18 protein-coding genes are annotated in these 24,451 nt (G+C 71.5%); 4 read left to right on the top strand and 14 right to left on the bottom strand.

Annotation, left to right across the window (positions count from 1 at the left end; translation table 11 throughout):
• Positions 1–161: 161 nt before the first annotated feature.
• Entirely contained in the window at positions 162–2,060 is a 1,899-nt protein-coding gene (locus O0S08_RS36665) for a hypothetical protein (RefSeq protein WP_269034110.1), read from the bottom strand.
• Between the two features lie 311 nt (positions 2,061–2,371).
• Between O0S08_RS36665 and O0S08_RS36660 the strand changes: the two genes are divergently transcribed.
• Complete coding sequence (locus O0S08_RS36660) at positions 2,372–4,456, top strand: CARDB domain-containing protein (RefSeq protein ID WP_269034109.1); 2,085 nt, start codon at positions 2,372–2,374, stop codon at positions 4,454–4,456.
• 219 nt (positions 4,457–4,675) lie between these two features.
• On the opposite strand, the gene O0S08_RS36655 is transcribed toward O0S08_RS36660, so the two are convergent.
• The 5 genes from O0S08_RS36655 to O0S08_RS36635 all read right to left on the bottom strand — a co-directional run bounded on the left by O0S08_RS36655 (position 4,676) and on the right by O0S08_RS36635 (position 11,156).
• On the bottom strand, positions 4,676–6,094 hold the full coding sequence (locus tag O0S08_RS36655) for a DUF4215 domain-containing protein (RefSeq protein ID WP_269034108.1): 1,419 nt from the start codon (positions 6,092–6,094) through the stop codon (positions 4,676–4,678).
• Between the two features lie 242 nt (positions 6,095–6,336).
• On the bottom strand, positions 6,337–7,524 hold the full coding sequence (locus O0S08_RS36650) for a cytochrome P450 (protein ID WP_269034107.1): 1,188 nt from the start codon (positions 7,522–7,524) through the stop codon (positions 6,337–6,339).
• 34 nt (positions 7,525–7,558) lie between these two features.
• The gene (locus tag O0S08_RS36645) at positions 7,559–8,206 is read right to left on the bottom strand and encodes an HAD family hydrolase (protein WP_269034106.1); all 648 of its coding nucleotides are present in this window, start codon (positions 8,204–8,206) and stop codon (positions 7,559–7,561) included.
• Positions 8,203–9,741 (bottom strand): prenyltransferase/squalene oxidase repeat-containing protein, encoded by a 1,539-nt coding sequence (locus O0S08_RS36640; protein ID WP_269034105.1) that lies wholly within the window; start codon positions 9,739–9,741, stop codon positions 8,203–8,205. Before O0S08_RS36640 ends, O0S08_RS36645 begins: the two co-directional genes overlap by 4 nt.
• Before the next feature lie 227 nt (positions 9,742–9,968).
• On the bottom strand, positions 9,969–11,156 hold the full coding sequence (locus tag O0S08_RS36635) for a cytochrome P450 (RefSeq protein WP_269034104.1): 1,188 nt from the start codon (positions 11,154–11,156) through the stop codon (positions 9,969–9,971).
• On the opposite strand from O0S08_RS36635, the gene O0S08_RS36630 reads away from it, so the two are divergent.
• Positions 11,140–11,550, top strand: coding sequence for a hypothetical protein (locus tag O0S08_RS36630; protein WP_269034103.1), 411 nt, complete (start codon positions 11,140–11,142; stop codon positions 11,548–11,550). The two genes, O0S08_RS36635 and O0S08_RS36630, sit on opposite strands and share 17 nt — an antisense overlap.
• Positions 11,551–11,558: 8 nt before the next feature.
• On the opposite strand, the gene O0S08_RS36625 is transcribed toward O0S08_RS36630, so the two are convergent.
• The 5 genes from O0S08_RS36625 to O0S08_RS36605 form a co-directional block, all read right to left on the bottom strand.
• Positions 11,559–12,644 carry a hypothetical protein gene (locus tag O0S08_RS36625; RefSeq protein WP_269034102.1) on the bottom strand — a complete coding sequence of 362 codons (1,086 nt, stop codon included), beginning with the start codon at positions 12,642–12,644 and terminating at the stop codon, positions 11,559–11,561.
• A gap of 192 nt (positions 12,645–12,836) precedes the next feature.
• Positions 12,837–14,189 carry an aminotransferase class V-fold PLP-dependent enzyme gene (locus O0S08_RS36620; protein ID WP_269034101.1) on the bottom strand — a complete coding sequence of 451 codons (1,353 nt, stop codon included), beginning with the start codon at positions 14,187–14,189 and terminating at the stop codon, positions 12,837–12,839.
• 433 nt (positions 14,190–14,622) lie between these two features.
• Positions 14,623–15,333 carry a hypothetical protein gene (locus O0S08_RS36615; RefSeq protein WP_269034100.1) on the bottom strand — a complete coding sequence of 237 codons (711 nt, stop codon included), beginning with the start codon at positions 15,331–15,333 and terminating at the stop codon, positions 14,623–14,625.
• An 8-nt stretch (positions 15,334–15,341) separates the two neighbouring features.
• The gene (locus O0S08_RS36610; RefSeq protein ID WP_269034099.1) at positions 15,342–15,716 is read right to left on the bottom strand and encodes a hypothetical protein; all 375 of its coding nucleotides are present in this window, start codon (positions 15,714–15,716) and stop codon (positions 15,342–15,344) included.
• Positions 15,713–18,352, bottom strand: a complete 2,640-nt coding sequence (locus tag O0S08_RS36605; RefSeq protein WP_269034098.1) for a pentapeptide repeat-containing protein — start codon at positions 18,350–18,352, stop codon at positions 15,713–15,715. The genes O0S08_RS36610 and O0S08_RS36605 overlap by 4 nt, the downstream gene beginning before the upstream one ends.
• A 234-nt stretch (positions 18,353–18,586) precedes the next feature.
• On the opposite strand from O0S08_RS36605, the gene O0S08_RS36600 reads away from it, so the two are divergent.
• On the top strand, positions 18,587–19,081 hold the full coding sequence (locus O0S08_RS36600; RefSeq protein ID WP_269034097.1) for a hypothetical protein: 495 nt from the start codon (positions 18,587–18,589) through the stop codon (positions 19,079–19,081).
• A 7-nt stretch (positions 19,082–19,088) separates the two neighbouring features.
• Here O0S08_RS36600 and O0S08_RS36595 read toward each other — a convergent pair whose 3' ends face one another.
• From O0S08_RS36595 to O0S08_RS36585, 3 genes are all read right to left on the bottom strand, one after another.
• The gene (locus O0S08_RS36595; RefSeq protein ID WP_269034096.1) at positions 19,089–19,694 is read right to left on the bottom strand and encodes a glutathione S-transferase family protein; all 606 of its coding nucleotides are present in this window, start codon (positions 19,692–19,694) and stop codon (positions 19,089–19,091) included.
• Between the two features lie 557 nt (positions 19,695–20,251).
• Positions 20,252–20,734: a methylated-DNA--[protein]-cysteine S-methyltransferase gene (locus tag O0S08_RS36590; protein WP_269034095.1), complete on the bottom strand. Its 483-nt coding sequence runs from the start codon at positions 20,732–20,734 to the stop codon at positions 20,252–20,254.
• Between the two features lie 3 nt (positions 20,735–20,737).
• Positions 20,738–22,189, bottom strand: a complete 1,452-nt coding sequence (locus O0S08_RS36585; RefSeq protein WP_269034094.1) for an AlkA N-terminal domain-containing protein — start codon at positions 22,187–22,189, stop codon at positions 20,738–20,740.
• A 587-nt stretch (positions 22,190–22,776) separates the two neighbouring features.
• Here O0S08_RS36585 and O0S08_RS36580 point away from each other — a divergent pair.
• On the top strand, positions 22,777–24,447 hold the full coding sequence (locus tag O0S08_RS36580; RefSeq protein WP_269034093.1) for a hypothetical protein: 1,671 nt from the start codon (positions 22,777–22,779) through the stop codon (positions 24,445–24,447).
• The last annotated feature ends 4 nt before the right edge of the window (positions 24,448–24,451 follow it).

Raw genomic sequence — 24,451 nt, 5'->3', positions numbered from 1 at the left:
CTCGGCGGGAGAGGCCGGAGCGCGCCGGTGCGCCGGCGTGGTTTCCCGCCCGCGGGTACGCCTTCGTCCGAGGGGGATTTTCCCCGGCGAGTCACCCGCGCGGCTGCGATGATTCATGCGAGGCGGGCGCGAGGGAGCGACGCGGCCCGATCCTCGACGAATCATTCGCGCCGCTGCGATGATTCGCGCAGGGCCGACTGGATCGATCGCACCAGCCCCGGCGGCAGCGGTCGGTACAGCTCCTCGAGCATCGGCGGGAAGCCGTCCTCGCGGGCGAGGTCCTCGAGGGTCGCGCGGCAGATGGCGTCGACGGTGCCGAAGCGGCTCAGGAGCTGCATCTCGACGGCGCGGTCGAGGCCGGGGACGCGGCCGCGCAGGGCCGCGAGGGTGACGACATCGGCGTGGCGGGCGAGCGAGAGGCGCCGCTCGGGGCCGGGGGTGCCGTCGGGCGCGAGCGGGTGGAGGGCGAGCTCGCCGGGATAGGCGACGAGGAGGCGCTCGCCGGCGCGGTCGAGGGCGACGCTGGCGAACGGGCGCCCGAGGCGAAGCACCGGGGCGCGCCGCACGTACAGGGCGCCGCCCCAGAACACGCGGAAGCCGTCGGGGGCGAGGGTGAAGGCGACGCGCGGGTCGATGGCGTCGTCCTCCTCGTCTTCGTATTCGTGGGCGTCGTCCTCGACGGGCTCGTCGACTGCCACCATTGCGTCGACGAACGGGAAGACGGAGGGGTCGTGTGGATCGATGTCGGGGGGCTGCTCGCCGCGGCGCCACAGGGCGTGTACGGGCGGCGGGTCGACGGGCGGCAGGTCGGCGAGATCGAGCTGCGGGAGGAAGTCCGTGAGGCGGAAGATCTGCCGGGTGCCGTCGATCCACGCGTGTCGCAGGCAGGGGCCGAGGACGGCGCCTTGCTTGGTGTTGCCGGGGTCCGGCAGCGGGCGCGCGAGCCGGCGGCCGTAGTCGTACAGGCACCATTCGTCGAGCTTGTACGGACCCATCGGGAAGAGCGGCGGAGTGACGGAGCCCCACGCGTCGAGGTAGACGCCGCGGCGGAGGTCGAGGAGGTGGACCTGGGCGAGCAGGTCGCCGCGCGCGACGAAGACTGCGTGGTCGCCGGTGATTGCGAGGACGTCGCTGGTGACGGCGGGGACTGCGAATCGCAGGTCGCCGGTGGCGGCGTCGACGAGGAGGACTGCGTGCGGCAAGACGAGGAGCAGGCCGTCGTCGCCGACGAAGCGGCAGGCGAGCGGGGTCAGCGGATCGACGTGATGCCCGTGGAGCGGCAGCGGCGGCCGCGGTGGTGCCGGCTGCAGGGATGCCTGCAGGTGCGAGCGATAGAGGTCGACGCGATCGGGCTCGCTGCGTGAATGGGCGAGGTCGGCGGCGCGGCGGTCGAGCCAGTCGTCGTCGAGCGCGAACGGCCGCGCGCGCGGATCGGGCTCGCCGGCGATCGCGGCGCACAGCGAATCGAAGGCGTCCTGGACGCGCTCCCACTGCGCCATGCGCATCACGCAGGGGGCGTTCAATTCGAGGTAGCGGCGGTGGACGGCGGCGGCAGCGATGAATCGCTCGTAGGCGCGGTCGACGGCGCCAGGAACAAGCTCGCCGGCGTCGGACAGCGCGGGCGGACGCTCGTCGGCGGGGAGCACCGGGACGTGATCGAGGAGGAGGTCGTCGACGCCGGTGCGCTCGCGCAGCAGGCGGCGCAGGGCCGCGCCGCCGCCGTTGTCGGCGATGTCGTCGAAGTCGACCTCGCGCAGGCGCCCGGCCTCGACGACCTCGCCGCCGAGGATGCAGGTGTCGTAGCGCGCGACGGCGGCGACCTGCTCGCGGGTGATGCCGAGGCGCGTGGCAATGTGGGCCCGCAGGCGCGGGTGCACGAGCGGCGCGGGGCTGATGATGTGGCCGGGGCGAGAAGGATCGCGGGGTGAGGTCAGTTCGGCGACCTCGCCGGTGCTGGCGGGCGGTTCGCCGTCGTCGCCGAGCAGGCGAGCGCCGAGGCGGCGCACGAGCTCGGGCGCGCGGGCCTCATCGGGGCAGAAGAAATCGCGCCAGCGGTGCATGCAGGCCGAGGAGACCACGCGGCAGGGCGGAGGTCGAGCGACCCGGGTGGCTCTTGCACCCGAGCCTGGCGGTCGAGGAGGCGCTGCTGCGCATGGCGTGCCGCGAGCATGAACTCGGCCGGCCTCGGGGCCGGGTCCGGCAGCGGGCCACGCTGATACTTCCGCCGACGCGCTCGTCGCCATCCCTCCACCTTGCGAGGAGGACGATCGTTCTCTCGACATCGACGAGGCTCCTGCCCGGCGTCGTCGGAACGATCTACAGAACTGCGCTGCGTTGACGGTCGGGGGCCGATCCGGCACCCTCACGCGCCGTGAAATCTCCAATCACTCCTATTTGTATCGTCGCCAGTTTTTGTCTCACCGCCTGTCCGGACGACGGCTCGCAGCCGATTCTGGACACCCTTACCGCCGGCGACGACGACACGACGACGACCACCACGACGTCGACCTCGACCTCTCCGACGACGACGACGACGACGACCGGGACGAGCGGCGACGTCGACCCGACGACGACGGCGACGTCGAGCTCGACCTCGACGGGCGTGGACGACTCCGACAGCTCGAGCGGAGAGCCGCCGCCGGATCCGTCGACCGGCGAGCCCGAGGAGTGCCGCGATCGGCCCGAGGGCAGCTACAAGGACTGTCTCAACGGGGAGATGTGCGACGACGATTCTCTGGGCTGCCTCGTCGACGACCTGAACGACCCGAGCCTCGGGATTTGCTCGCTCGCCTGCGTCGACGACTGCGACTGCTACGCCGGCCCGGGCGACTCCAGAGCCCCCTCGCGTTGCTTGCCGCTGCTCGAGGGCGGCGAGAAGGCGTGCGTGCTCGACTGTTCGGGCGGCGAGGCGTGCCCGCCCGGGGCCCAGTGCGTACCGCAGATCGGTATCTGCGTGTACCCGGCCCCGGAGAAGTTCGTGGACCTCCTGCTCGGGTACTTCTACCTCGCCGACCACACGCTCCAGCCCGGAGCGCCGACGGTCATGAAGTTCGAGATCGTCAACAGCGGCACGGAGGGGGTCGCGTACGACGTCGTGCTGCGCGTTCTCCTCTCGAAGAACGAGCTGTTCGGCGACGACGACGACGTCTTCGTCTGGGACAATACCTATCTGCTCGACATCGGTCCGGGCGAGGCCAAGCCGTACAGCGTCAACATCCAGATCCCCGCGGATGTCTTCGACGGCGAGTACCACGTCCGCATGGCGGTCGACGTCGCCGAGAAGATCACGGAGTCGGACGAGACCAACAACGACCTGTTCGACCCCGACAAGCTCGTCATCATCGGCAACCCGGAGCCCGGAACCGTCGACCTGAGCCTCGGGAGCGCGCTCGCGGCGGCGCACCAGGTGCTCCAGGGGGCCGAGACCAGCTTCGACCTCCAGGTCAAGAACCTCGCCGCCGCCGACGTGCAGGCGTACAGCGTCGGTCTGTACTATTCGACCGACTCCGTGATCACGCCCGCCGACACGCTGATCTGCGCCCACAACGACGTCGACGGCCTCGCCGGCAACTCCGAGGAGGCGCTGCAGCTCGACTGCGCGGTGCCGTCGCTGGTCGGCGACTATTACTTCGGCGCGATCGTCGACCCGTCGAACGTGTTCGACGAGATCGAGGAGGGAAACAACGTCGCCTCCGACCCGATGGTGGTCACGATCGCGGCGCCCGACCTCGACCTCGTGATGGGCGCAGTCGCGAGCGACGACGTGACCGTCGACACTGGCCAGCTCGTCACGCTCTCGGCCACGGTGAGCAACGCCGGGGCCGATCCGTCGCCGGCGTTCGGCGTCTCGTTCTACCTGTCGACCGACGCGAACGTCACGATCGCGGACAAGTTCGTGTGCTCCAAGGCCGCAGACGCCGAGCTGCCGGGCGGGGAGCAGGTGATCGTCTCGTCGCAGTGCACGATCCCGGCGGTCGTCAGCGGCGCGTACTGGCTGGGCGCGGTCGCCGACCCGGGGGCCCTCATCACCGAGACCGACGAGACCAACAACGCCGGAGCCGCGCCTGCTCAGCTCCAGGTCGAGGCGCCCGACGTCGACCTCGAGTACGAGCTCCACTGGGACGACGGCGCTCTCCCCCCGAGCCCGGGCGACACGCTGACGTACCACCTGCAGATCCGCAACAACGGCACCGACGCGTCGCCGGCCAAGTTCGACGCCAACATTCACTATTCGCTCGACGATTCGATCACTCTGGCCGACGCCAAGGCGTGCACGGTCAGCGTCGGGCCGGTGCCGGCGAAGACGATCACCGAGTTCGAGTTCCAGTGCACGGTCCCGCAGCTCGCGCCAGGGTGGTACTACAGCGGCGTCATCATCGACCCGGGCAACCAGGTGGCCGAGACCGACGAGACCAACAATTGGGGCTCCGCGGTCAACCCCGAGCTCATCGATTGACGGGTCCGAGAGGCCGCATGCGCCGATCGAAGTCCTCATCGTTCCAGCGCTTCGAGCCGCGCGATTCGGAGACCCCGCGGTCGCCGGCGTCGTGGACCTCGGGAGCGACCAGGTCACGAGCGACAAGGACCTCGACGGCGCGCGCGGGCAGCCGTGGTTCACGAGGTTGATGAGTCCGCGGCGCCGAGTATCCCCGGGCTGCGCAGCGAGCACCCTCTCTCACTGCTGGAAGCAGTAGATCGGCGCCTTGAACCCGCACACGCCCTGACCCGAGCACCACATCGTCCAGCGCTGATCGAAGTGGGCGGCCGAGCCGAAGAACGCCTCGCCGCCGCCGCCCGTCCAGTTTTCGCACGAGCGTTCCGGGTTGATCTGCAGCCCAGCGATCGTCGTATTGGTCCACACCGGCCGCTGGCCGCGGTTGCAGAACATGGCGATCGGCGACATACCGCCGAGCTCGGTGTACAAGATCGGGTATCCCAAGACGCCGTCGGTCAAGTCGGCCCAGTTGTCGGCGATCTTGACGCCGTTGACCTGCACGTAGGGCACGTTGGCCTTGGTCATCCGCGTCGCCGGGGTGCCGGTGTTGTCGCTGAGCCAGGCCATGTACGTGCCCGGGAGCCCGGCGGCGGTCGCTCGCTCCTGGCACTTCGCGTCGGCGCCGGCGAGGCCGCCGAGGTTGCCCGTGTACACGGTGCTGGTCACGAAGACGAGTTTCTGCGTGTCCGGCGGAGTGCATGCGTTGTCGCATTGGTCGTCGTCGATCATGTTGCCGTCGTCGCACAGCTCGGGCGCCTGGACGATGCCGTCGCCGCACTTGGCGGCCTCGCAGGCGTTGCTGCACTGGTCGTCGTCGACCAGGTTGCCGTCGTCGCACTCCTCGACCCCGGCCTGGACCTTCGTGTCGCCGCACGCGGCCGCCTTGCATGTGGCGAGGCAGGCGTCCGTGTCGTCGGCGTTGCCGTCGTCGCACTCCTCGACCCCCGCCTGCGCGACCCCGTCGCCGCACGAGGCCGGCGCGCACTGGTTGGTGCAACCGTCGTCGTCGACCGTGTTGCCGTCGTCGCACATCTCGCCCGGTCCGACGAGCCCGTCGCCGCAGGCGGCGGCGCTGCACGCGTTGGTGCACGCGTCGGCGTCGACCGGGTTGCCGTCGTCGCACGTTTCGACGCCCTCTTGCACGATCTCGTCGCCGCAGACCGCCAGCTTGCACGATGTCGTGCACGCGTCGGTAGCGATCATGTTGCCGTCGTCGCACTCCTCGGCGCCGGCCCGCACGATCCCGTCGCCGCATACGGCGATTGTGCAGGCGCCGGTGCATTCGTCGGTTTCGTCGGCGTTGCCGTCGTCGCACTCCTCGTCGTCGGCGAGCTCGCCGTCGCCGCAGTGCGCCGGCGTACCGGTCGTCGGCGCGGCGGTTGTGGGCTCGCCGGTCGTGTCGGTGTCGGTCGACGTCGAGGGGGGCTGGGTGGTCGGCTCCCCGCCCGTCCCGCTGGACGATGCGGGCGCGCCGGTGCTGCTGGGCGCGGTCGTGGTCGCGCTCGTCGCCCCGCCGCCGTCGACACACGCGACCACGAGGCCCGCCGCCACGAGCACCAGCCACCGACCCACGAAGGACACTGCCGTCGCTATCTTCATTGCGGCGCAATGATCCCAGAGTCCTCCGCGATTTACAATCGGGCTGTCCCCAGGCGCGCGCACGGGGCGAGGTCGCGGAGAGGATCCCGTCGGTCCGGGTGCTGATGGATCTCTCGGAGACTTTAGCTATTTATGGAACACGTCGTCACTGCTGGAAACAATACAGTGTCGACGTCGCCGTGCAGGTGTAGCATGCAGCCCGCTCGTTCGTCGGGGATTCATACCGGAGAAAGAGTGGGGGGTCACGCCGGCGCCCCGCGGAGGCGCAGGCTGGTCATCGTGCGCACGAGGTAGGTGTGGTTCCACGGGGCGGGCGGTCCCACGCGATCGAAGTGCCGGAAGCGCGGCAGGAGCTCGCCGAGGGTGATTCGTACCTCCATCTTCGCCAGCGCCATGCCGATGCAGCTGTGGATGCCGTGCCCGAAGGCCACGGATCCGCGGTCGCTCCGATCGATGTCGAACACGTCGGGGTTCGAGAACTGGCGCTCGTCGCGGTTCGCGGCCGCGAGCATCGCCATCACGACGGCGCCCGCGGGCACCTTCTGCCCGGCGATCTCCGTGTCGCGCTTGACGGAGCGCGCCATCGAGTGCGCCGGCGGCGAGAAGCGGAGCACCTCGTCCAGGAAGCGCGGCACGAGCGACGGATCTGCGCGCAGCCGGTCGAGGAGGTCGGCCCGCTCGGTCAGGTGGAGCATCGCGTTTGTCATGAGTCCCGTCGTGGTGTCCATCGCGCCGACGATCAGCACGGCCAGGAAGGGGACGATCTCCGCGTCGGTCAGCCGCTGTCCGTCGACCTCGGCCTGCACGAGCAGGCTCACCATGTCGTCCTGCGGGGCGCGCCGCCGGGCCTCGATCAGGGTCCTCAGGTACGCGGCCATCTCGTCGACGGCGGCGCGCACGTGGCTCGCGTGCTCGTGGCTCCGGGGCACGGGCCGGATGCTCATCATCGCCTCCGACCACCCCCGGAGCTTCGGGTGCAGCGCGGGATCGAGGCGGAGGTAGTGCCCGATCGTCCCGGCGGTCACGGGCAGACCGATGTCGTTCACGATCTCCGCCTCGCCGCGCTCCAGAAACCGCCGCGCCGCGGCCTCCGCCACGCCCTGCACGAGGGGGGCGGTGCGCTCGATCGTACGCGGCAGGAACGCGGCGCTCACCAGATTGCGCATCTTGGTGTGCTCCGGCGGATCCATGGAATGCAGGGAGTAGGCGCAGGGGTTGGGCCTGAGCCAGTCGGGCTCCCACGCGCTAGCGAACCCGCCGGACGAGAACACTTCGGTGTTCCGGAGGACGGCGAGGACGTCGGCGTATCGGCTCACCGCGTAGCGGCCTCCCGGCTCGATCCGCGAGATCCCCTCCTCGCGCATTCGGGCGTAGAAGGGGAAGGGATCGGCCTGGTAATCGGGGGAGAGGAGATTGAACGTCGAGCTCATTGTCGAAGGCCGGTCATGAATCGAGGGTCGAGGTCTATCCTCGGGCGAGGGCCCGGAGGTCCGATAGGTCGCTCACGACGGCCGGATCGTCCGGCGGGGCGCCGGCGCTGCGGCGCACGAGGAACCCTCGCATGCCGGCCGCGCGGGCCGCCGCGACGAAGCTCGGCTCGTCGTCGAAGAACAGGCAGCGGTCGGGCGAGGTGCCCAGGAGGCGCGCGACGTCGAGATACGCCGCCTGCTCCGGTTTGACGGCGCTCCCGCGGGCGGGCACCCGCACGATGTCGGCCAGCTCCGTCACGCGGAGCGGGGCGGAGGGAGATTCGAGCCTGGGCAGGGCGGAGTTCGAGAGGACGCCGATCCGGAGGCCGAGGCGCCGCGCTTCACGGAAGGCGTCGAGCGCGTCGGGGCAGCGGCGGAAGAGCGTCAGATAATCGTATGCGCAGATCTCCGCGAGCGCGGCCGCGGGGATTTGCAGCTCGACGCCGAGGCCCTCCCAGAAGGCGCGCCACATCTCGTGTGCGACCAGTCGCTCTCCGAGGTGGTCGGCGCAGAAGGCCTCCCACCGCCGGTGGAGCTCCCGAACCGGCAGCGGCGAGCGCCCGTGGAACAGCGAAGCGGCCCTGCTGCGATCCAGCTCCACCAGCACACCGTCGTAGTCGAAGATGGCAGCGTCGAATCTCATCGCGGGGTACCTCCTCCGCACGAGGCCGAGGCCCGGAGGCGCAGCTCGGCCTCGGGGCGAGCCGCGGCGAGCCGCCGCCATGCAGCCATGAGTCCCATGCCGGCGAAGGCGTGCGTGTTCGTCGGCAGGTGATAGACGAGCGGCCGGGGGCCATAGAGCTCCGGCTTGCCGGGCCAGGTCCCGTTCGGCTGCTGGGTGTCCATCAGGTAATCGAGCGCCCGGCGCAGGAACGGCTCCTGCACGTCGTAGCGCTCCGCGAGCGCCGCGACCGCGAGCCCGGTCGCGCTCGGCGTGCTGTCCTCGCCCGGGCCGAGCGGGAAGCCGCCGTCGGCGTTCTGGAGCGCGCGGAGCGATTGGACCGCGCTGTACATGACGGGGTGCCCGTCGCCGAGCCCCTTGCTCACCTCCAGCACCGCATAAGGCAAGTTGCGATACCACCCCGCGGTCCAGCGGCCCTGTGTCTCGTAGCGCTGCGCGAGCCAGCGCCGGGCGGGCCGGATCGAGCGGTGCGCGGGGCCGCGGAATGCGGCCAGCGCCGCGACGACGTGGGCCACGCAGTCCTCGACGGGGAGGTCCTCCGCCGATTGCCAGGTGGTCCACAGCCCGCCTTCGAGCTGGCACCCGAGGAGATAGGAGACGCCCTTCTCCGCGGCGTCGGCCGACGCGTCGTCCTCACGGTCGCGGAGCGCGAGGAGGGCGCAGGGCGTCGTGTCGTTGTCCGACTCCAGGTCGCTGCGGTAGCCCCACCCGCCGTCCGGGTTCTGCGCCTTCAAGAGGAAGCCGAAGGCCCGGGGCGCGGCGTCGCGGGCGAAGAGGGGGTGATCGCCATACGCGCGCAGGGTCAGCGACGTGTCCCAGACGTCGCTCGTGCAGAAGCGAAAGGTCCCGTCGGCTCGCTGCGCGCCGAGCAGGTGCGCGAGGCACCGCTCGTGGGCCGACGAGCCGGGGAGCGCGCTGGCCAACGCGAGGAGCGCGACCGCGGAGCTGACGGGGTTGTGGCAGAAGCCGCCGTCGGCGCTCTGCATCGTCACCAGGCGCTCGGCGACCTCGGCGGCCCTGCTGCCGTCGCCGTCCAGCGCTTCGAGGAGCGAATACGTGGACAGGAGATCCACGTGGCTCCACCGCTTCATCCGCAGCGTGTCGGCCCGCTCGTAGAAGCGCGCGACGAGCTCCTTGATCTGCGGCGGCGTGTACGGCGAGAGCACGCGCGCCCCGCGGCTGCGGGCGAGCGCGTAGAGCAGGATCGTCTTGCGCCGATAGAGGTCGCCGTACAGCGTGGGGCCCCGCAGATCGATGGGCCCGGCGCTCCCTCGCAGGAGGAGCCAGGGGATCTCGTCGAGGAGCCTCGCCACCGGATCGTGGTCCTGCGGGGCGCGGCGCTCGAGCCAGGTACGCGCGCTCTCCACGGCCGCCGCAGCAGCCGCCCCCCCGGTGTGTGACAGCGCGCAGGCCACCAGCGCAGTGTCGAACATCCGCGGGTCGGGCTCGATCTGCCAGGAGCCGGGCGGCTCCTGCGTGTCCAGGCAGTACCTCACCGCGCGATCGAGGTGCCGGACGACCCGCTGTCGATGCGTCTCCGCCGGCCTCTCCGAGGTCTCGAGCGGCGGCGGAGCCGTTTGCACGTAGTCTCTCCCCGTACTCGGGGCGCCGGGAAATCGCTGTTGATCGAGCATATGCATTCAATCAGTGAAGTGTCGAACCCGGCGCGAGGCCGTTCCAGCGGGCCGCCCGCCGCCGTCGAGTCCAAGTTGCGGACTCTTTGCTAGGCGAGCAGGCCGCGGAGCCGCAGCCTCGTCGGGCCGCGCACGATGACGGTGTGTGTCCATTCGAGGGTCGGCTCCACCAGCTCGAAGCGCCGGAAGCGGGCGCAGAGCTCGCCGAGGGCGAGCCGTGCTTGCAGCTTGGTGAGCGCCATCCCGAGGCAGAAGTGGATGCCTTGCCCGAACGACACCATCCCGCGCGTGTCTCGAGCCAGGTCGAACACGTCGGGCTCGGGGAACTGCAGCGGGTCGCGATTGGCGGACGCCAGCATCAGCACCACGCTGGTCCCGGCGGACACCGCGTGCCCGGCGATCTCCGTGTCTCGCGCCACGTAGCGCGGCATCCCGTGCGACGAGGGATCGTAGCGCAGCAGCTCGTTGATGAAGGCGGGCACGAGCGCCGGATCTGCGCGCAGCCGGTCCAGCAGGTCGGGGCGCTGGGCCAGCATGAGCATCGACCTCGACAGCAGGTTCGCGGTGGTCTCCATGCCACCGACCAGGAGCATCGCCAGGAATCCGATGAGCTCCCGCTCCGTCAGGCGCTCGCCGTCGATCTCGGCCCGCGCGAGCCCGCTTACCAGATCTTCGCCCGGCGAACGCCGGCGCTCTTCGATCACCGAGGTGAAGTAGCGCTGCATCTCGTCGAGCGCCTTGCGGACGGTGGCCTCGTGCTCCGGGCTCCGGGGCGACGGCGTGATGCTCAGGTAGCCGTCCGACCACTCCTTGCACTTCGCGTGCAGCCCTGGATCGAGCCCGAGAAAGTGACCGATCGCGCCGGCCGTGAGGGGCGTCGCCACGTCCGCGACGAACTCCACCTCGCCGCGCGTGGCGAAGGAGCCCACCACGGAGTCGACCAATGTCCGCAGGAAGGGTGCGGTGCGCTCGAGCACGGACGGCGTGAACGCGGTGTTCACCAGGCCGCGCATCTTGGTGTGCTCCGGGGGGTCGAGCGAATGCATCGTCTTCGTGCAGGGGTGCGGCCCGAGCCACGCCGGCTCCAGCGACCTCCGCAGGCCGGAGGCCTTGAAGACCTCCGGGTCGCGGAGAATGGCGACGACGTCCGCGTAACGGCTCACCGCGAGGAAGCCGCCCGGCTCGAGCCGGCTCAGCCCCTCTTCCCGCATACGAGCATAGTACGGGAATGGATCCGCCTTGTAGTCGGGTGTATCGAAGTTGAACGACGAGAGCATGCCGCTTCCTTCAGTCTTTTTTAAAACCGGCCCGACGCAGGGTCTGGAAACCAATCCCGACGCGCAGCGGCTGGACGCGCCTCGGCGCGGAGGCGCGCGCGGCTGTGGTTGCGATGTCGGTCGTGTTCGACATCTCGACGATTCAGTTGCAGCGGGTGCTGCTTCAATTGCGGGGCCGCCAAAGATTTTTCGCCGCGCGCGCGAGGTTCGACGCCGACGAGGTCGTTCACGCCCTGGGCGGAACCCCTCGCTCACCGACATCACCGGCGCGCTGGGCGGCGAGGTCGACGTCGACGGGCGGATCTACATCGTCGACAGGCAGCTGCTCGCGGCCTCGCTCCAGGCGCATACCGGCGATGTCAGGGTGTCCGGCGACCTCGGCGTGTGTCCCTGAGGACAGGGTCAGCCCTGCGGGAAGCCGGTGTTGCAGGCGGTCAGCGGGCCGGCGAAGCCGGTGTCGCCGGGCGGGTTGCCGCTGGCGAGGCCGGGGCCGGTGGCCAGCACGGGCGAGAGGGCGAGGGTCACCGGGTCGGCGGAGAACACCTCGGCGTCGACGCTGAGGACGTAGAGGCGCGAGACGCCGTCGTCGAACAGCGGGCCGCCGAGCGAATGGATGCCGTAGGTGCCGCCCATGCCGAGCATGGTGCCGGTGCCGGTGGTGTAGTCGAGGTTGTAGATCGCGCCGGAGTCGATGCCGAAGCCGGGGTTGTCGGTCACCGCGCCCTGGGCGTCGATGCCCGGGGCCATGTCGTCGATGTCGGCCGCGACCGCGACCATGAGGTCGGTGATCACCTCGTAGGAGAGGTCGCCGGCGAGGTAATCGCCGGTGAATCGCAACAGGCGATTGCCGGTGTTGCTGACGCTGTCGAGGCCGGTGTCCATGAGGTAGATCCGTCCGTCGCAGTCGGTGTGGAGCGCCTCGACGTAGATGCCGTCGGGCATGTCGCCGAGCATGACGACCTCGACGTCGCTGCCGTCGGTCGGCGGCTTGGGGATGTGGAACAGGCGGGTCTGGCCGTCGATGCCGCGCCCGCCGAGGAGCGAGCCGTCTTCCAGCATGGTGAGGGCGCAGGAATTGACGACGCCGGCGATGGTCGGGTCGGCGAGGAGGGTGCTGGTGACGAGCTGCGCGACGGTGCCGTCGGCCGGGTTCAGCTCGATGTAGACCAGCAGATCTTCGACGGAGTACCACAGCTGCGGCAGCGGGAGCGGCGGCGGGGGCGGCATGTCGGGCAAGCCGCCGAGGTCGAAGATCGGGCCGCTGCCGGTGGTGGTCGTGGAGGTGCTCGACGAGGTGCCGGAGTCGTCGGTGGTGGCATGGGTCGAGCTCCCCGTGGGCTCGGTGGTGGTCGGCGTGACTGCTTCGGTGGTGGAGGTGCCGGTCGGCGGGTCCCCGGTGGTGGGCGCGGTCGCCGAGACTTCGCGCCCCTCGGGTGCACTACAGGCCAGGATCACGCTGGTGCCGATCATCCCCACGCTTCGTCGCATCACCGCCTCCGTGGCGGCGATGATATCCGGGGCCCGCGGCCCGTGCGGGGCCAATTCGCGGCGCATGCGGTTCGCGGTCGGTGCGCATGCGCGGCTTCGTTCGCGGGCTCGCGCGATCGTGACAGTCTCGCTCGGGCGGCGCCGGAGTGCGACGAATCCTCCGCCTCCGCGGGCGTGATGGTGCGGTCGCGGTCACGCCGCGGTGGCGATGGCGTGGATCGCCGCGAGGGCGGCGTCGACGTCTTCGTGAGAGGTCATGACGCCGGCGGCGACGCGCACGAAAGGGACTGCGTAGGGGCTGCTGGTGGCGAGGATCTTGCGCTCGTGCAGGCGGGCGACGACTTCGTCGGGCTCGAGGCCGGCGACCTCGAAGGCGACGATGCCGGCGGCGAGCGAGGGGTCCTGCGGGGTGTGGACGACGACGCCGGGCACCCTGGCCAGCTCGGTGCGGAAGATCTGGTTGAGCTCGGCGATCCGCGCGGCGATGTTCTCGCGGCCGAGCTGGTGATGAAAGGTGATCGCGTCGGGCACGGAGAACAGGTGCTCGAAGGCGATGAAGCCGCCGGGCGAGACGTGCGAGGCGCGGGTCGGCGGGGTGCCGGTGCGGCGGATCCACGCGTCCCAGATCGATCGATCGGAGAAGTCGAAGCTGGGGACCGTGGGGCGCAGCTCGGGCCACGATTCGGCGCGGCCGGCGATGAAGCCGGTGCCCCGCGGGGCGAGCAGCCACTTGTGGGCGCCGGCGACGAGGAAGTCGGCGCCGAGAGCGGCGGCGTCGACGTCCTGAGCGCCGACTCCGTGCACGCCGTCGACGACGAGCAGGCAGCGATCGGCGGCGGCGCGGCCGGCGTTGGCGCGCTCGACGACCTGGGCCATGTCGGCGATCGGCAGCTTGAGGCCGGTGGAGGAGTGGACCCACGTGAGGCCGACGGCGCGCGTCTCGGGCCGGATCTGCCGCTCGAGCCGATCGACGAGCTCGGCGGCCGAGGTGTGCGAGGAGCCGCGCGGCATGTCGTGCAGGGCGATGAATCGCAGGCCGGCGCCGGTCTTGTCGACGGCCCGGCGGATCGATTCGTGGTGCGAATAATGGTCGTGCTCGGTGGTCAGCACCTCCTGGCCCGGGCGCAGGGACAGGCCGTTGTAGACGAGGGCGAGGCCGGTGGTGGTATTCGGCACGAGGGCGAGGTCCTCGGCGCGCCCGCCGAGGTAGCCGGCGAGGGCGGCCTTGACCCGCTCGATCGGGTGATGATCGGCCGTGGGGTCGAGCAAGGCGGACTCGAGCAGGAGCGGGTCGGCGTCGAGGCGCCGCCGCCAGGCCTCGATCGCCTCGCGCACGGGTCGCGGGTGCGAGACGAGGAAGAAGCTGCTGAGGTGAATCCACGCGGGGTCGAGCGCGAACTCGCCGCGCACCGCCGACCAGTCGACGACGCCGGCGCCATTGCGCAGAGGCGGGCGATAGGGGGCGGCCGAGACGTCCGTGGCAGCAGCGCCGGCGGCCACCCCGCCGGCGAGCAGGCCGAGGAAGGAACGACGATGCAGCTGCATGGGAATGGCCTCCTGCGGCGACTGTGCGCCGCTACCGGCTCGCGGGCGATGACGCGGCCGACTGGCGCGCTTCGCTGGGTGAGGGGGCCGGCTGCGGTCGGTGTGTGAACGAGAAGGCGCGTCGAGCGGGCCGGCGGGCAGGGCGCGAGGGCTCGTGCAGGCGAGCGCGCGGAGGTCGTAGGAATGAGGCCGGCGGCGCGAGCGAGCGGCTGTGAGAGGGCTCGTGCACGTGAGCGAGGGGGTCGTATGAATGATGGCAGCGGCTCAATGCGATGATCTCGCGGCGCGCGGCTCATGCAGACGAGCGAGCGAAGGTCGTATGAATGGGGTCGCCGGCTCAATGCAGGCGGTCGGGCGGAGGCTCGTGCGCGCGGGCGGAGGTCGCATGAATGAGGTCGGCGGCTCAGTGCGACAGCGAGCGGCCGCGAACAACTCACCCGGGCGAGGGCCTCGCGGCGAGCGCGGTGACCAGGCGCTGCTGGGCGGCGAGGATCGCCTCCGCCCGCAGTTCGAAGCCGCGAAGCGGCGCGCCGGCGGGCGTCCATGCGAATCGTCGCCACAGCGCCAGGGTTTCGGGGCCCGAGGGGAGGCCGTCGCAGCGGCGCAGCAGCTCCGCGCCGTAGGTGACGAGGGCGGCGTCGCCGGCGAGGGCGGGATCCGTCAACAGCTGGAGGAGCGCCGGCCGGTCGAGCGGACGGCCGAGCTCTTCCGCGAGACCGGCCACGTGGTCGGCGAGCAACAGGTCGGCGCGGTGCGCGTCGACCGCGTTCAACCGCTTGGGTTGCAGGTGCGGCGCTTGCCAGAGATAGAAGCACACCGAACACCGGCAGGCGCAGCCCTCGCGTTCGCGCTCTTCCCACATCGGCGACTCGACCAGGTCGTAGGAGACCTCGAGGTACGACGCGAGGAAGTTGGCGAAGCGCTGCAGCGCGGGGCCGGTGGCGGCCGCCGGGCGGCACTCCTCGGGCAAGAAGCGATGGTTGTACGCCAGCCAGCCGGCGGCGGCGTCCTGCTCGCTCATCTCGTCATGAATCTCCTCGAACTTCAGCTGGCGCTGGTCGAGGGCCGCCTCGATCCAGCGGAGCAATCGCCGGCTGCGTTGCTGGATCTCGAGAGCCTCGACCAGCGCGTCGTGTTCGAGCACGGTTCACCTCACTCTGTCAATTGCAGGGATACGTCGACCTGGTGGGCGACGATCTCGACGATCTCGTCGTAGCAGCAGATCAGGAAATGGCGGGAGTTTTTCATATAGTGTCGGTCGCCGGCGCCGAGCGCCCGGCAGAGGTCGCTGTCTTCGAGCTCGAAGAAGCCGCCGGCCACCGGCAGGGCTTGGAGCAGCGCGCCCGCGGATTCCCAGGTCGTGACGCGGACGGCCTGAATTTGGGTGAAGGACAGCTTCCAGGTGTTCTCGGTGTCCTCTTCGAGGAGGTGGACGGAGACGCTGCCGGTCTCGTAGCGGATCGACCTCAGCTCGTTGGCGCGGAAATTCGTGGCACGAATGGGGGTGGTCCAGATTTTGGCGTTCATGGCCGGGTCCCGTCGGGCCAGCGGGTGCGGGCGTCGTGCTTCACGTCGCGCAGCTGCTTTGGTAGGAGCGCGCCGCGGAGGTCGGCGCCGCTGAAGTTGGCGTATTGCAGCTCGGCGTCGCGGAGGTCGGCGTCGGCCAGGACGGCGCCGTCGAAGCGGGCGGACGCGAATCTTCCGCCGAGGCGGGCGCCGTTCAACTTGGCGCCGGAGAAGATCGTCCGAAAACCGTTGCAGCCGGTGAGGTCGGCGCCGGTGAGGTCGGCGTTGCGGAACACTGTGTCGAACAGGTCGACGCCCTTCAACTTCGCGCCGGCGAGGTTGGCCGCGGTGAAGTCGAGCACCTTCAGCTGGTACTCGTGCAGGTCGAGGCCCGAGAGGTCGATGCCCTGCAGGGCGGTCGGGAAGTCTTCGCCGCGGACCTCGACGTAGCGCTTTCGCCAGGCGTTCCAGCGGGCGGCGGCGTCCTGCACCTCGCCGCGCAGGAGGGCCCGGGCTTCGTCCGGGGTCGGCAGCAACAACGCGGCGAGCGCGGTCTCGCTGAGCGTCTCGAACTTGGCGCCCTTGGCCGCGAGGGTCGCGGTGACCGTGGCGGAGGGTTTTTCGCCGATTGCGAGGTGGGTGACGCGGGCGTCGGGCTTGCTCGCGACCTCGCCGCCGAGCTCCTTCACCGTCGATTCGCGGAAGTCGGCGCCGGTGGTCTTGAAGCGGCCGGCGAACAGGAAGCGGGCGCCGGCGAGGCGCTGCTCGAACGTGGGGGTCGGCTCGGCTCGGCGGCTGGCCTCGGCGGGATCGGGCTCGAGCAGGATCGGCTCGCCGACCTCCGGCTCGGCGGGTCCGAGGGTCCGGACGATGATGTTGCCGCCCGGGCCGACGTGGGCCACGTCGTCGCCGAGGATCGCCAGCGGCAGCGCCTCGTGACAGTGCGGGGTCCAGGCGTCGTCGTCGTCGGAATCGAGCCAGCGCGCGCGCGCGGGGTCGGTGAGATCGACTCGCAACAATCGCCCCGCGGAGTCGGTGACCACCAGGCGAGCGCCGCCGACGAACGCGACCTGGCCCAGGCGCACGCCCGGGCGCGGCAGGCGGGCGAGGGTCTCGCCGCCGCGCGGATCGACGATCAGCAGCGAGCACTCGGGGTAGTAGTGATTTTCGTCGACGCCGACGCTGACGGCGACGAGGCCGCGGCCGGACACCGCGAGGCCGTGCACGTACTTGTTCGCGCGGCCGTTGTCGATCGGGATGTCGCGGATCGGCGTCGGCGCGCCGCCGAGGCGCCACAGGTGCAGCGATTCGTCGGCGGTGACGAGCCAGGCGTCGCGCGGGCCGAAGGCGGCGGCGCGGGTCCGGTTGGCGTGGGGGAGGGCGGCGATCCGGACGCTCCGGGCCAGATCCCACAGCTCGACGTGGTACTGGGTCGGGACCGCGAGCAGCTTCTCGTCGCGCGAGAGGGCGAGGGAGCCCGAGGCGTATTCGGACAGCTCGAAGGCCTCGGAGTCGGTGGATTCGAGGGCGTCGCCGACGAAGATCGACTGATAGTCGAGCCGCACGAGCCGGCCCGAGGACAGGCCCCGGAGGTCGGTGGGCGAGGAGGCGGTAGCGATCGCGGTGGCGCGGCCGGTGGCGCGGTCCCAGGCGACGCAGGTGCGGCTCGATGCGGCCGCGACCACCCGAGGCGTGAGGGCGAGGCCCGCGATCGGGGCGGGCGCGGCGTCCTCGACCAGCGGCGCGCCGGCGTCGGCCGACCACACGCTGAGGGCGCCGGTGGTCGAGCCGGTGGCGAGCCAGCGACCGTCGGGCGACAGGGCCGTGACCGCGCCCTGGGCGTGGCGCTGCGGGACGTCGAGGGCGAACTGCGGACCGCCGCCGGCGAGGCTCCACGCCCGCAGCGCGCGCTCGTTGCCGAGAGAGAAGCCGCGCGCGCCGTCGGGCGAGACTGCGACCCAGCGACAGCCCGCGTCGCCGCCCGGCGGCGGGAACTCGTGCCGGCCGCCGATTCCGCGCACCGGCTTGAGGTCCGGCAGCTGCCACAGCTCGACCTTGCCGTTGCCGTGACCGACGAGCAGGTGCCCGGCGGTGGGGGAGAAGGCGAGCGCGAGGACCTTGGTGCTCTTGCGCTTGCCGAGCTCGTCGCCGCTGCGGACGTCGTGGAGGCGCACGATGCCCTTGGCCGAGCCGGTGGCGAGGGTGCGGCCGTCGCGGCTGAAGGCGAAGGCGTAGAGGTCGCCGTCCTCTGCGGGCAGGCGGCGGACGACCGCGCCGCTGCGGACGTCTCGCAGCTCGGCCTGCGCATCTTCGAAGGTGACGAGCCACGCGCCGCAAGGGCTGACCGCGCCGAGCCGCAGGCGCTCCGTGTCGCTCACGGTCCACACGGCCTCGCCGTCGGCGGAGAGGCGACGCACCGCGCCCCACTTGTCGACGACGAGGCCGCCGTCGGGCAGGACGCCGAGGCTGCGCCACTCGTCGTCGAGCTCGCGCCGGGCAGTGACCGCGCCGGTGTCGACGGCGAAGGTCAGCCAGCGCGAGGCATTTTGGCCGAGGACGAGGGCGTGCAGGCTGCGCGAGTCGGACGAGAAGCCGATGGCCGTAAACTCGCCGGGGGCGTTGAAGCGAGAGGCGCCGTAGTCGCGACGGAGGGTCATGTGAATCGCGGCATATCGCAACTGCCCGCGGAGATCCAGGGCGAGCGAGGACGCATGATTCGCGGGGGTACGGCCGGAAGCGTGAGATGTCCCGAGAGACAGCTTTGAAAGAGTCGGGGCCGATGAGCGGGACGACCTGAGCGAGGGCCCGAGGAACGGGGTCGGTGCAGGGGCCGCCAGCGATCGCTGCACGGGTAGGTCGTGCGCGAGCTGGTTCGCGGGCACGCTCGGCGCGTGACGCATGCGACGGGTCCGGGGCTCGGCGTCGTCCTCGGCCTGCTCGCGGCGGCGGCGGCATATCGCTGGACGCGCGTGTCCCGGCGCGTGCGCGTGGCGGCGGCGCTGGTCCTGGTGATCAGCGGCGCGGCGCTCGGGTCGGCGGCGGTGCGATCGACGATCCCCTTCGAAAAGCTCGCGCCCGCGGCCGGCGAGCTGGCGGCGCGGGCGGTGAGGTTCGACCTCGCGGCGGCGATCGTCGGGGCGCTCGGCGGCGTGTGCCTGATCGCCGGCCGGCCCGGGCTGGCGGGGACGGCCGGGCTGGCGGTGCTGGCGCTGGCGCGGCGCTGCTTCGTGGCGACGGCGGCCTGGTCGTCGGCGCTGTGGGGGCAGGCCGTCGTCGATGCGCGGGTGCTCGTCGACGTCGCGCTCGACGTCGCGGTCGCGCTGATCTTGCTCGCGGGCGCGATGGTGGCCCGCGGCGCGAGCGGTGCGGCCGCGACGGGCGGGTGAGCGGGCTTCAGCGGGCGTACCAGGCGAGGATCTTCGGGTGCTGCGCGACTGCCCGCTCGAGCGCGGTGAGGCGCGGGAACTCGGCGAAGACGTCGCGCGGCACGTGGTCGACGGTGCCCGAGGACAGCCAGCGGACGACCATGTAGAGCTTGAGGTCGGCGACCTGGATCGCGTCGCCGGAGACGAAGGGGCCGGCGCCGAGGTCGTTCAGGCGGCGCTCGACCGCGCGACCCCAGCGCTTGAGGAAGCCGGAGGCCAGCTCCTCGCGGGCCTTGACGCGCTCCTCGGGGTCCTGGATGCGGAGCACGGGCCCGACCGCGGCGCGCAGGTCCTCGACCGCGAGCATGAGCTCCTCGTGGCGCGCTGCGAGCCAATTGTCGCGCGGGTGCAGGCCGTGCTCGCGGCCGATGTAGACGAGGATCGCGTTGGTCTGGGCGAGGACCCCGCGGCCCTCGACCTCGAAGGTCGGGACCGAACCGTAGGGGGTCTGCTCCTTGCGCGGGGGCCAGTCCTTGATCCGGTCGTCCTCGAAGGCGACGCCGGCGAGGTGCAGGGCGAGGCGGCACTCCTCGCCGCGGCTGCCGGGGATGTCGAAGTAGCTCAGCTTGGGCATGGCGCCACCTTACGCCCGAAGCTCGCCCGTCTGACGGACGTAAGCGCGAGTCGTGCGGACGATCGCGGAGGTCGATTCGATCGTTGTACGGAGGTCGCGAGTGAGTCGGCGCGGAGGTTGACGCGGTTTCGTCGGGCAGGGGTCGGGACGAGTGCGTCGGCTCGTTCGCGGACGCGAGGACGACGCGCTTGCCGGCAGACGTCGCGCGGCCGGCGGGCGATGATTGTTTCGCTGCGAGGACGAAGGCGACGCGGCGGGGACACCGAGGTACGCCGGTAAGGCGCGGGCGAGGGGAGCCTCTTGGGCGAGCGATGATTGTTTCGCTGCGAGGACGAAGGCGACGCGGCGGGGACGCCGAGGGACGCCGGCAAGGCGCGGGCGAGGGGGGCCTCTTGGGCGAGCGATGATTGTTTCGCTGCGAGGAATAAGGCGACGCGGCGGGGACGGCGAGGTACGCCGGTAAGGCGCGGGCGAGGGGAGCCTCTTGGGCGAGCGATGATTGTTTCGCTGCGAGGACGAAGGCGACGAGGTCGAGCGACACCGGGGGTGCGTCGAGGTCACACGAGGGCGGCCTCGTGGGCGAGTAACCATTGCTTCGCGGCGAGGCCGCCGGCGTAGCCGGTCAGCGCGCCGTCGGAGGCGACGACGCGGTGGCACGGCAGGACGATCGACAGCGGGTTGCGGCCGTTGGCGGCCCCGACCGCGCGCACGGCCGAGGGGTGACCGATCTGCCGCGCCAGGTCGGCGTAGCTGCGCCGCACGCCGAAGTCGATGGCCGCGAGGGCGCGCCAGACGGCCTGCTGGAAGGCGGTGCCGCGCGGGTCGAGCGGGACGCTGAAGCGGCGGCGGCGACCGGCGAAGTACTCGTCGAGCTCGCGCGCGGCGAGGTCGAGCACGGGGTGGTGCGCGACGGCGTCGCCGGCGTGCGCGGGGGCGGGGCGATGCTCGGGGAAGTAGATGCCGACGAGGGCGAGGTCGTCGGCGACGAGGCGCAGGGGGCCGAGCGGAGAGGGCAGGGTTCGCTGGACGAGGTGGGACATGGTTCATCCTCCGGAGGACGCGGAGCTCCACAGGTGCAGCACGCCGTAGGCGCGCCAGGGTCGCCAGGCCGCGGTGCGGGCCTCGGCGGCGCGGGTGGTGGTGACGTCGAGGGCGCGGCGGACCACGAGGTCGCCGCCGGGGAAGGCGTCGGGCCAGCGGAGCGCCCTCATTGCCACGTATTGCGCGGTCCACGGGCCGATGCCCGGCAGGGCGCAGAGCGCGGCGACGGCCTGCTCCGGATCTGCCCCGAGGGACAGGTCGAGGCGGCCCTCGGCGACGGCGCCGGCGAGGGCGACGAGGGTGCGGGCGCGCTGCTCGGGCAGGCCGATCGCGCGCACGTCGGCGATCGCGGCGCCGGCGAGGACTGCGGGCGCGGGGAACACCGCGGTCAGGCCCGGGAGTAACTTCGGGACAGGTCGGCCGAAGCGCGCGACCAGGCGAGCGCACAGGGTGGTGGCGGCGCGGACCGAGACCTGCTGGCCGAGGACGGCCCGCGCGGCCAGCTCGAAGCCGTCGAACGCGCCCGGGACGCGCAGGCCGGGGCGGGCGGCGATGCTGTCTCGAAGGACAGGTTCACGGCGGAGGTGGGCGGCGATCGCGTCGGGGTGGGCGTCGAGGTCGAACAGACCGCGCAGGCGGGCGACGATCGGCATCAGGTGCGGCGCGAGCGACAGCGAGACGCGCACGCGCAGGGCCGGGCGCACGCGGTCGGGCTCGACGCGCAGCCAGCCGAGGCGGTCGCCGAGCGCGACTGCGCGGGTGTAGCCGCCGTCGTCGTCGACGCGCTCGACGCCGGCGACCTCGCGCCCGCGCAAGAAGCCGAGCAACGCGGGCCAGTCGAGCGGCGGGCGATAGTCGAGGCGCAGGTCGATGGCGTCGGCGCCGGCGACCTCGCCGGCCTCGCGGCGCAGGGCCGAGGGCGGCCGACCGAAGCGCTCCTGCACGAGGGCGTTGAAGCGGCGCACGCTGGCGAACCCGGCCGCGAACGCGACCTCGGCCGGCGGCAGGGAGGTGTCCTGCAGCAGCTGCTTGGCCAGCGCGAGCCGCCGCGTCTGCGCCAGCTCGACGGGGGTGGCGCCGAGCTCGGCCTCGAGGGCGCGCCGCAAGTGGCGGGCGCTGACGCCGAGCCGCCCGGCGAGGGCGTCGACGGAGCCGTCGTTGAGCTCGCCGGCGTCGATGCGCGCGAGCGCGGCGGCGGCGAGCCGCGAGACGGAGTCGACCGCGGCCCGCCCCGGCGCGAGCTCCGGCCGACAGCGAAAACAGGCGCGAAAGCCGGCTCGCTCGGCCTCGGCAGGCCGGCGGAAGAACTCGCAGCGCCCGCGCCCTGGCGTCCGCGCCGGGCAGATCGGGCGGCAGTAGATGCCGGTGGTGGTGACGCCGACGAAGAAGACGCCGTCGAAGCGGCGGTCGCGGGCGCACAGGGCGTCGTAGCAGGCGTCGGGGTCGAGCTCCACGCGGTCGGTGTAGCGCGCCGGCGGCCGCACGTCTCGCCGTTTTCGGACGTCGCCGCAACTCCGCGGTGTGAGCGGGTCGCGGGGCCGCTGGCGAAGGATCGCGGGCAGGTCGCCGGTTTCGGACGTCACCACGACGATGCGGCGTGGGTGCGCGGCAGGCCGTTGGCGAGAGATCGCGGGAGGATGGGTCGGCGGGGAGCGAGAGCGGCGGTCCGATCGTCGGTCGCACGCCCTCATTGGTCTCTTGCTCCTGACACACGTCGGGTGTCGAGAGCGGCATTATTTCGTTGTTGCTTGCCGACGGAGGGCTGTCCGGGGGGCTTACGTCGTTGCGTCGGGCCAATCACCTGTGGCTCGGAACCGCGCGTCGTGGGATAAAGCCGCGGTAATGTTGCGCCTGTCGAGGGCGGGAGCGGGCGTCCGATTCGTCAGGCGCACGCAGTCATCGGCGCTTGCTTCGGACACTCGCGGGGTGTCGAGAGCGGCATTATTTCGTTGCTTCTCGCCGACAGAGGCCGTCCGGGGCTTACGTCGGGCCAATCACCGGTGGCTCGAGGCCGCGCATCGTATGATACAATCGGTTCGTGATGCAGCGCTTTGTAAAATTGGTCGCCAGCTTCTCCGTCCTCGTCGGCTGCACTGTGGATTGGGACGCGGTCGCACAGGCGGGCAAGGATCTACCGTCGCTCTCGAGTTCGTCGGGCGCCGTCACGAGCGGCGCGACGACGGATGCGACGTCCATGACGGCCCCGGCGAGCACGGCTGGCTCGAGCATGACGAGCGGCGCAGCGCCGGGCAGCGGGAGCGAGGGGGACAGCGCGAGCGCAGCGGGCGACGAAGGCGGCGAGGCCGAGCCGCTCGAGGTCGAGGTGTTCTTGACTCCGTCGTCGGTGCACGAGGTCGGGGAGGTGCAGATCGGCGTGTGGACGTCGCGGCCGGTGACGGCGATCGACATCTTCGACGGCGACGCGCCGCTCGTGCTCGGGGCGGCGCCGAAAGAGCCCGTCGCCGTGCTCGAGGTGACGTCCGACGACGCGCCAGGCGACGGCCTCCACACGATCCGCGCCGTCGGCCACACCGCCGACAACGTGAGCGCCGAGGACGAGGAGGACCTGCTCGTCGACGTCGCGCCCGGTGGGACCGACGTCTGGCCGCCCTACGTGCACGACGGGCCGCTCAGCGGCTTCACCGGGGTGGCGCTGCTCGACGACTACTCGATCGCGGCGTCCGGCTTCCTCGAGACGGAGGAGGAGGGCCTCGTCGCGGTCGTGGTGAAGCTCGACAGCGCGACGAGCTCGGTCGAGGCGGGACCCATCTCGCTCGGCAAGGTGTCGCTCGCGGGCGCAGGCATCGGGCCGGCCATCGCTGCAAGCGAAGACGGGGCCGTGTACGTGGCGTCGACGCGCGCCGGATCGACGTGGGCGGTGTCCAAGGTGCGGCCGGGCGAGCCGTTGCCGCTGGTGTGGACGGCCACGGGCGACCCCAAGACGAAGGCGTTCGGGATCGCCTTCGCAGGCGACCGCGTGGTCGTGGTCGGAGCGAGCGAGGTGGCCCCGGGTACGCATGACCTCAAGGTCTGGTGGGTCTCGGCGGCCGACGGCAAACTATTCGAACAGGCGACCTTCGCCGCGTCCTTACAAGACGACCCGAAGAACGGGCTCGACGAGCTCGGGCGCGGGGTGGCCGTCGTCGAGGATGAACTCGTCGTCGTGGGCGAGCGCCAGATCTACGACGAGCTCAACCAGAAGATCCGGCGCGCGGTCGTGCTGCGCTACGGACTCGACGGGGAGTTGCTCGACGAGTGGACGTCCGCTGGCGAGCTGCTCGAGGAAGACGGCGCGATGGCCGTGGCGCCGTTGCGCGACGGCGGCTTCGTCGTCACCGGCTGGGGGCGGGACGTGCTCACGATCCGCCAGGTATTGACGCGCTGGTTCTCGGCCACCGGTGAGGCTGGCGCCGTGCGGTTCGAGCCGACGCCGGGGAGCGATGCGATCGCCTACGCGGTCGGTGAGGATCGCGAGGGCAAGATCGTGCTCGCGGGATCTCGCAAGGGGTTGGTCACCGATCAGGACGCCTGGATCTTCGCCATCCCCGGCCCGCTCGGCGTGCACGCCTGGGACGTCGTCCGCAGCGGGCCGGGCAAGGGGCCCGACGACGCGGCGGACCTGGCGATCGGTCCGTGGGGCCACGTGTCGGTGGTCGGCAGCGAGTTCGCCGAGCTGCAGCCGCGAGCCTACGCGCTGCGCCTGTACCCGTAGACGC

It is taken from the genome of Nannocystis punicea, assembly GCF_026965555.1.
Lineage (GTDB): Bacteria > Myxococcota_A > Polyangia > Nannocystales > Nannocystaceae > Nannocystis > Nannocystis punicea.
Note: the sequence above shows the minus strand (reverse complement) of the source record. Positions and strands in the feature narration are given on the sequence as shown.

What these genes read in the sequence shown, in the direction of transcription:
- O0S08_RS36635 (WP_269034104.1), bottom strand. Translation starts at nt 11,156, where the DNA reads ATGCTCTCGTCGTTCAACTTCGATACACCCGACTACAAGGCGGATCCA.
- O0S08_RS36605 (WP_269034098.1), bottom strand. Translation starts at nt 18,352, where the DNA reads ATGACCCTCCGTCGCGACTACGGCGCCTCTCGCTTCAACGCCCCCGGC.
- O0S08_RS36645 (WP_269034106.1), bottom strand. Translation starts at nt 8,206, where the DNA reads ATGAGATTCGACGCTGCCATCTTCGACTACGACGGTGTGCTGGTGGAG.
- O0S08_RS36610 (WP_269034099.1), bottom strand. Translation starts at nt 15,716, where the DNA reads ATGAACGCCAAAATCTGGACCACCCCCATTCGTGCCACGAATTTCCGC.
- O0S08_RS36665 (WP_269034110.1), bottom strand. Translation starts at nt 2,060, where the DNA reads ATGCACCGCTGGCGCGATTTCTTCTGCCCCGATGAGGCCCGCGCGCCC.
- O0S08_RS36595 (WP_269034096.1), bottom strand. Translation starts at nt 19,694, where the DNA reads ATGCCCAAGCTGAGCTACTTCGACATCCCCGGCAGCCGCGGCGAGGAG.
- O0S08_RS36590 (WP_269034095.1), bottom strand. Translation starts at nt 20,734, where the DNA reads ATGTCCCACCTCGTCCAGCGAACCCTGCCCTCTCCGCTCGGCCCCCTG.
- O0S08_RS36655 (WP_269034108.1), bottom strand. Translation starts at nt 6,094, where the DNA reads ATGAAGATAGCGACGGCAGTGTCCTTCGTGGGTCGGTGGCTGGTGCTC.
- O0S08_RS36620 (WP_269034101.1), bottom strand. Translation starts at nt 14,189, where the DNA reads ATGCAGCTGCATCGTCGTTCCTTCCTCGGCCTGCTCGCCGGCGGGGTG.
- O0S08_RS36580 (WP_269034093.1), top strand. Translation starts at nt 22,777, where the DNA reads ATGCAGCGCTTTGTAAAATTGGTCGCCAGCTTCTCCGTCCTCGTCGGC.
- O0S08_RS36625 (WP_269034102.1), bottom strand. Translation starts at nt 12,644, where the DNA reads ATGCGACGAAGCGTGGGGATGATCGGCACCAGCGTGATCCTGGCCTGT.
- O0S08_RS36650 (WP_269034107.1), bottom strand. Translation starts at nt 7,524, where the DNA reads ATGAGCTCGACGTTCAATCTCCTCTCCCCCGATTACCAGGCCGATCCC.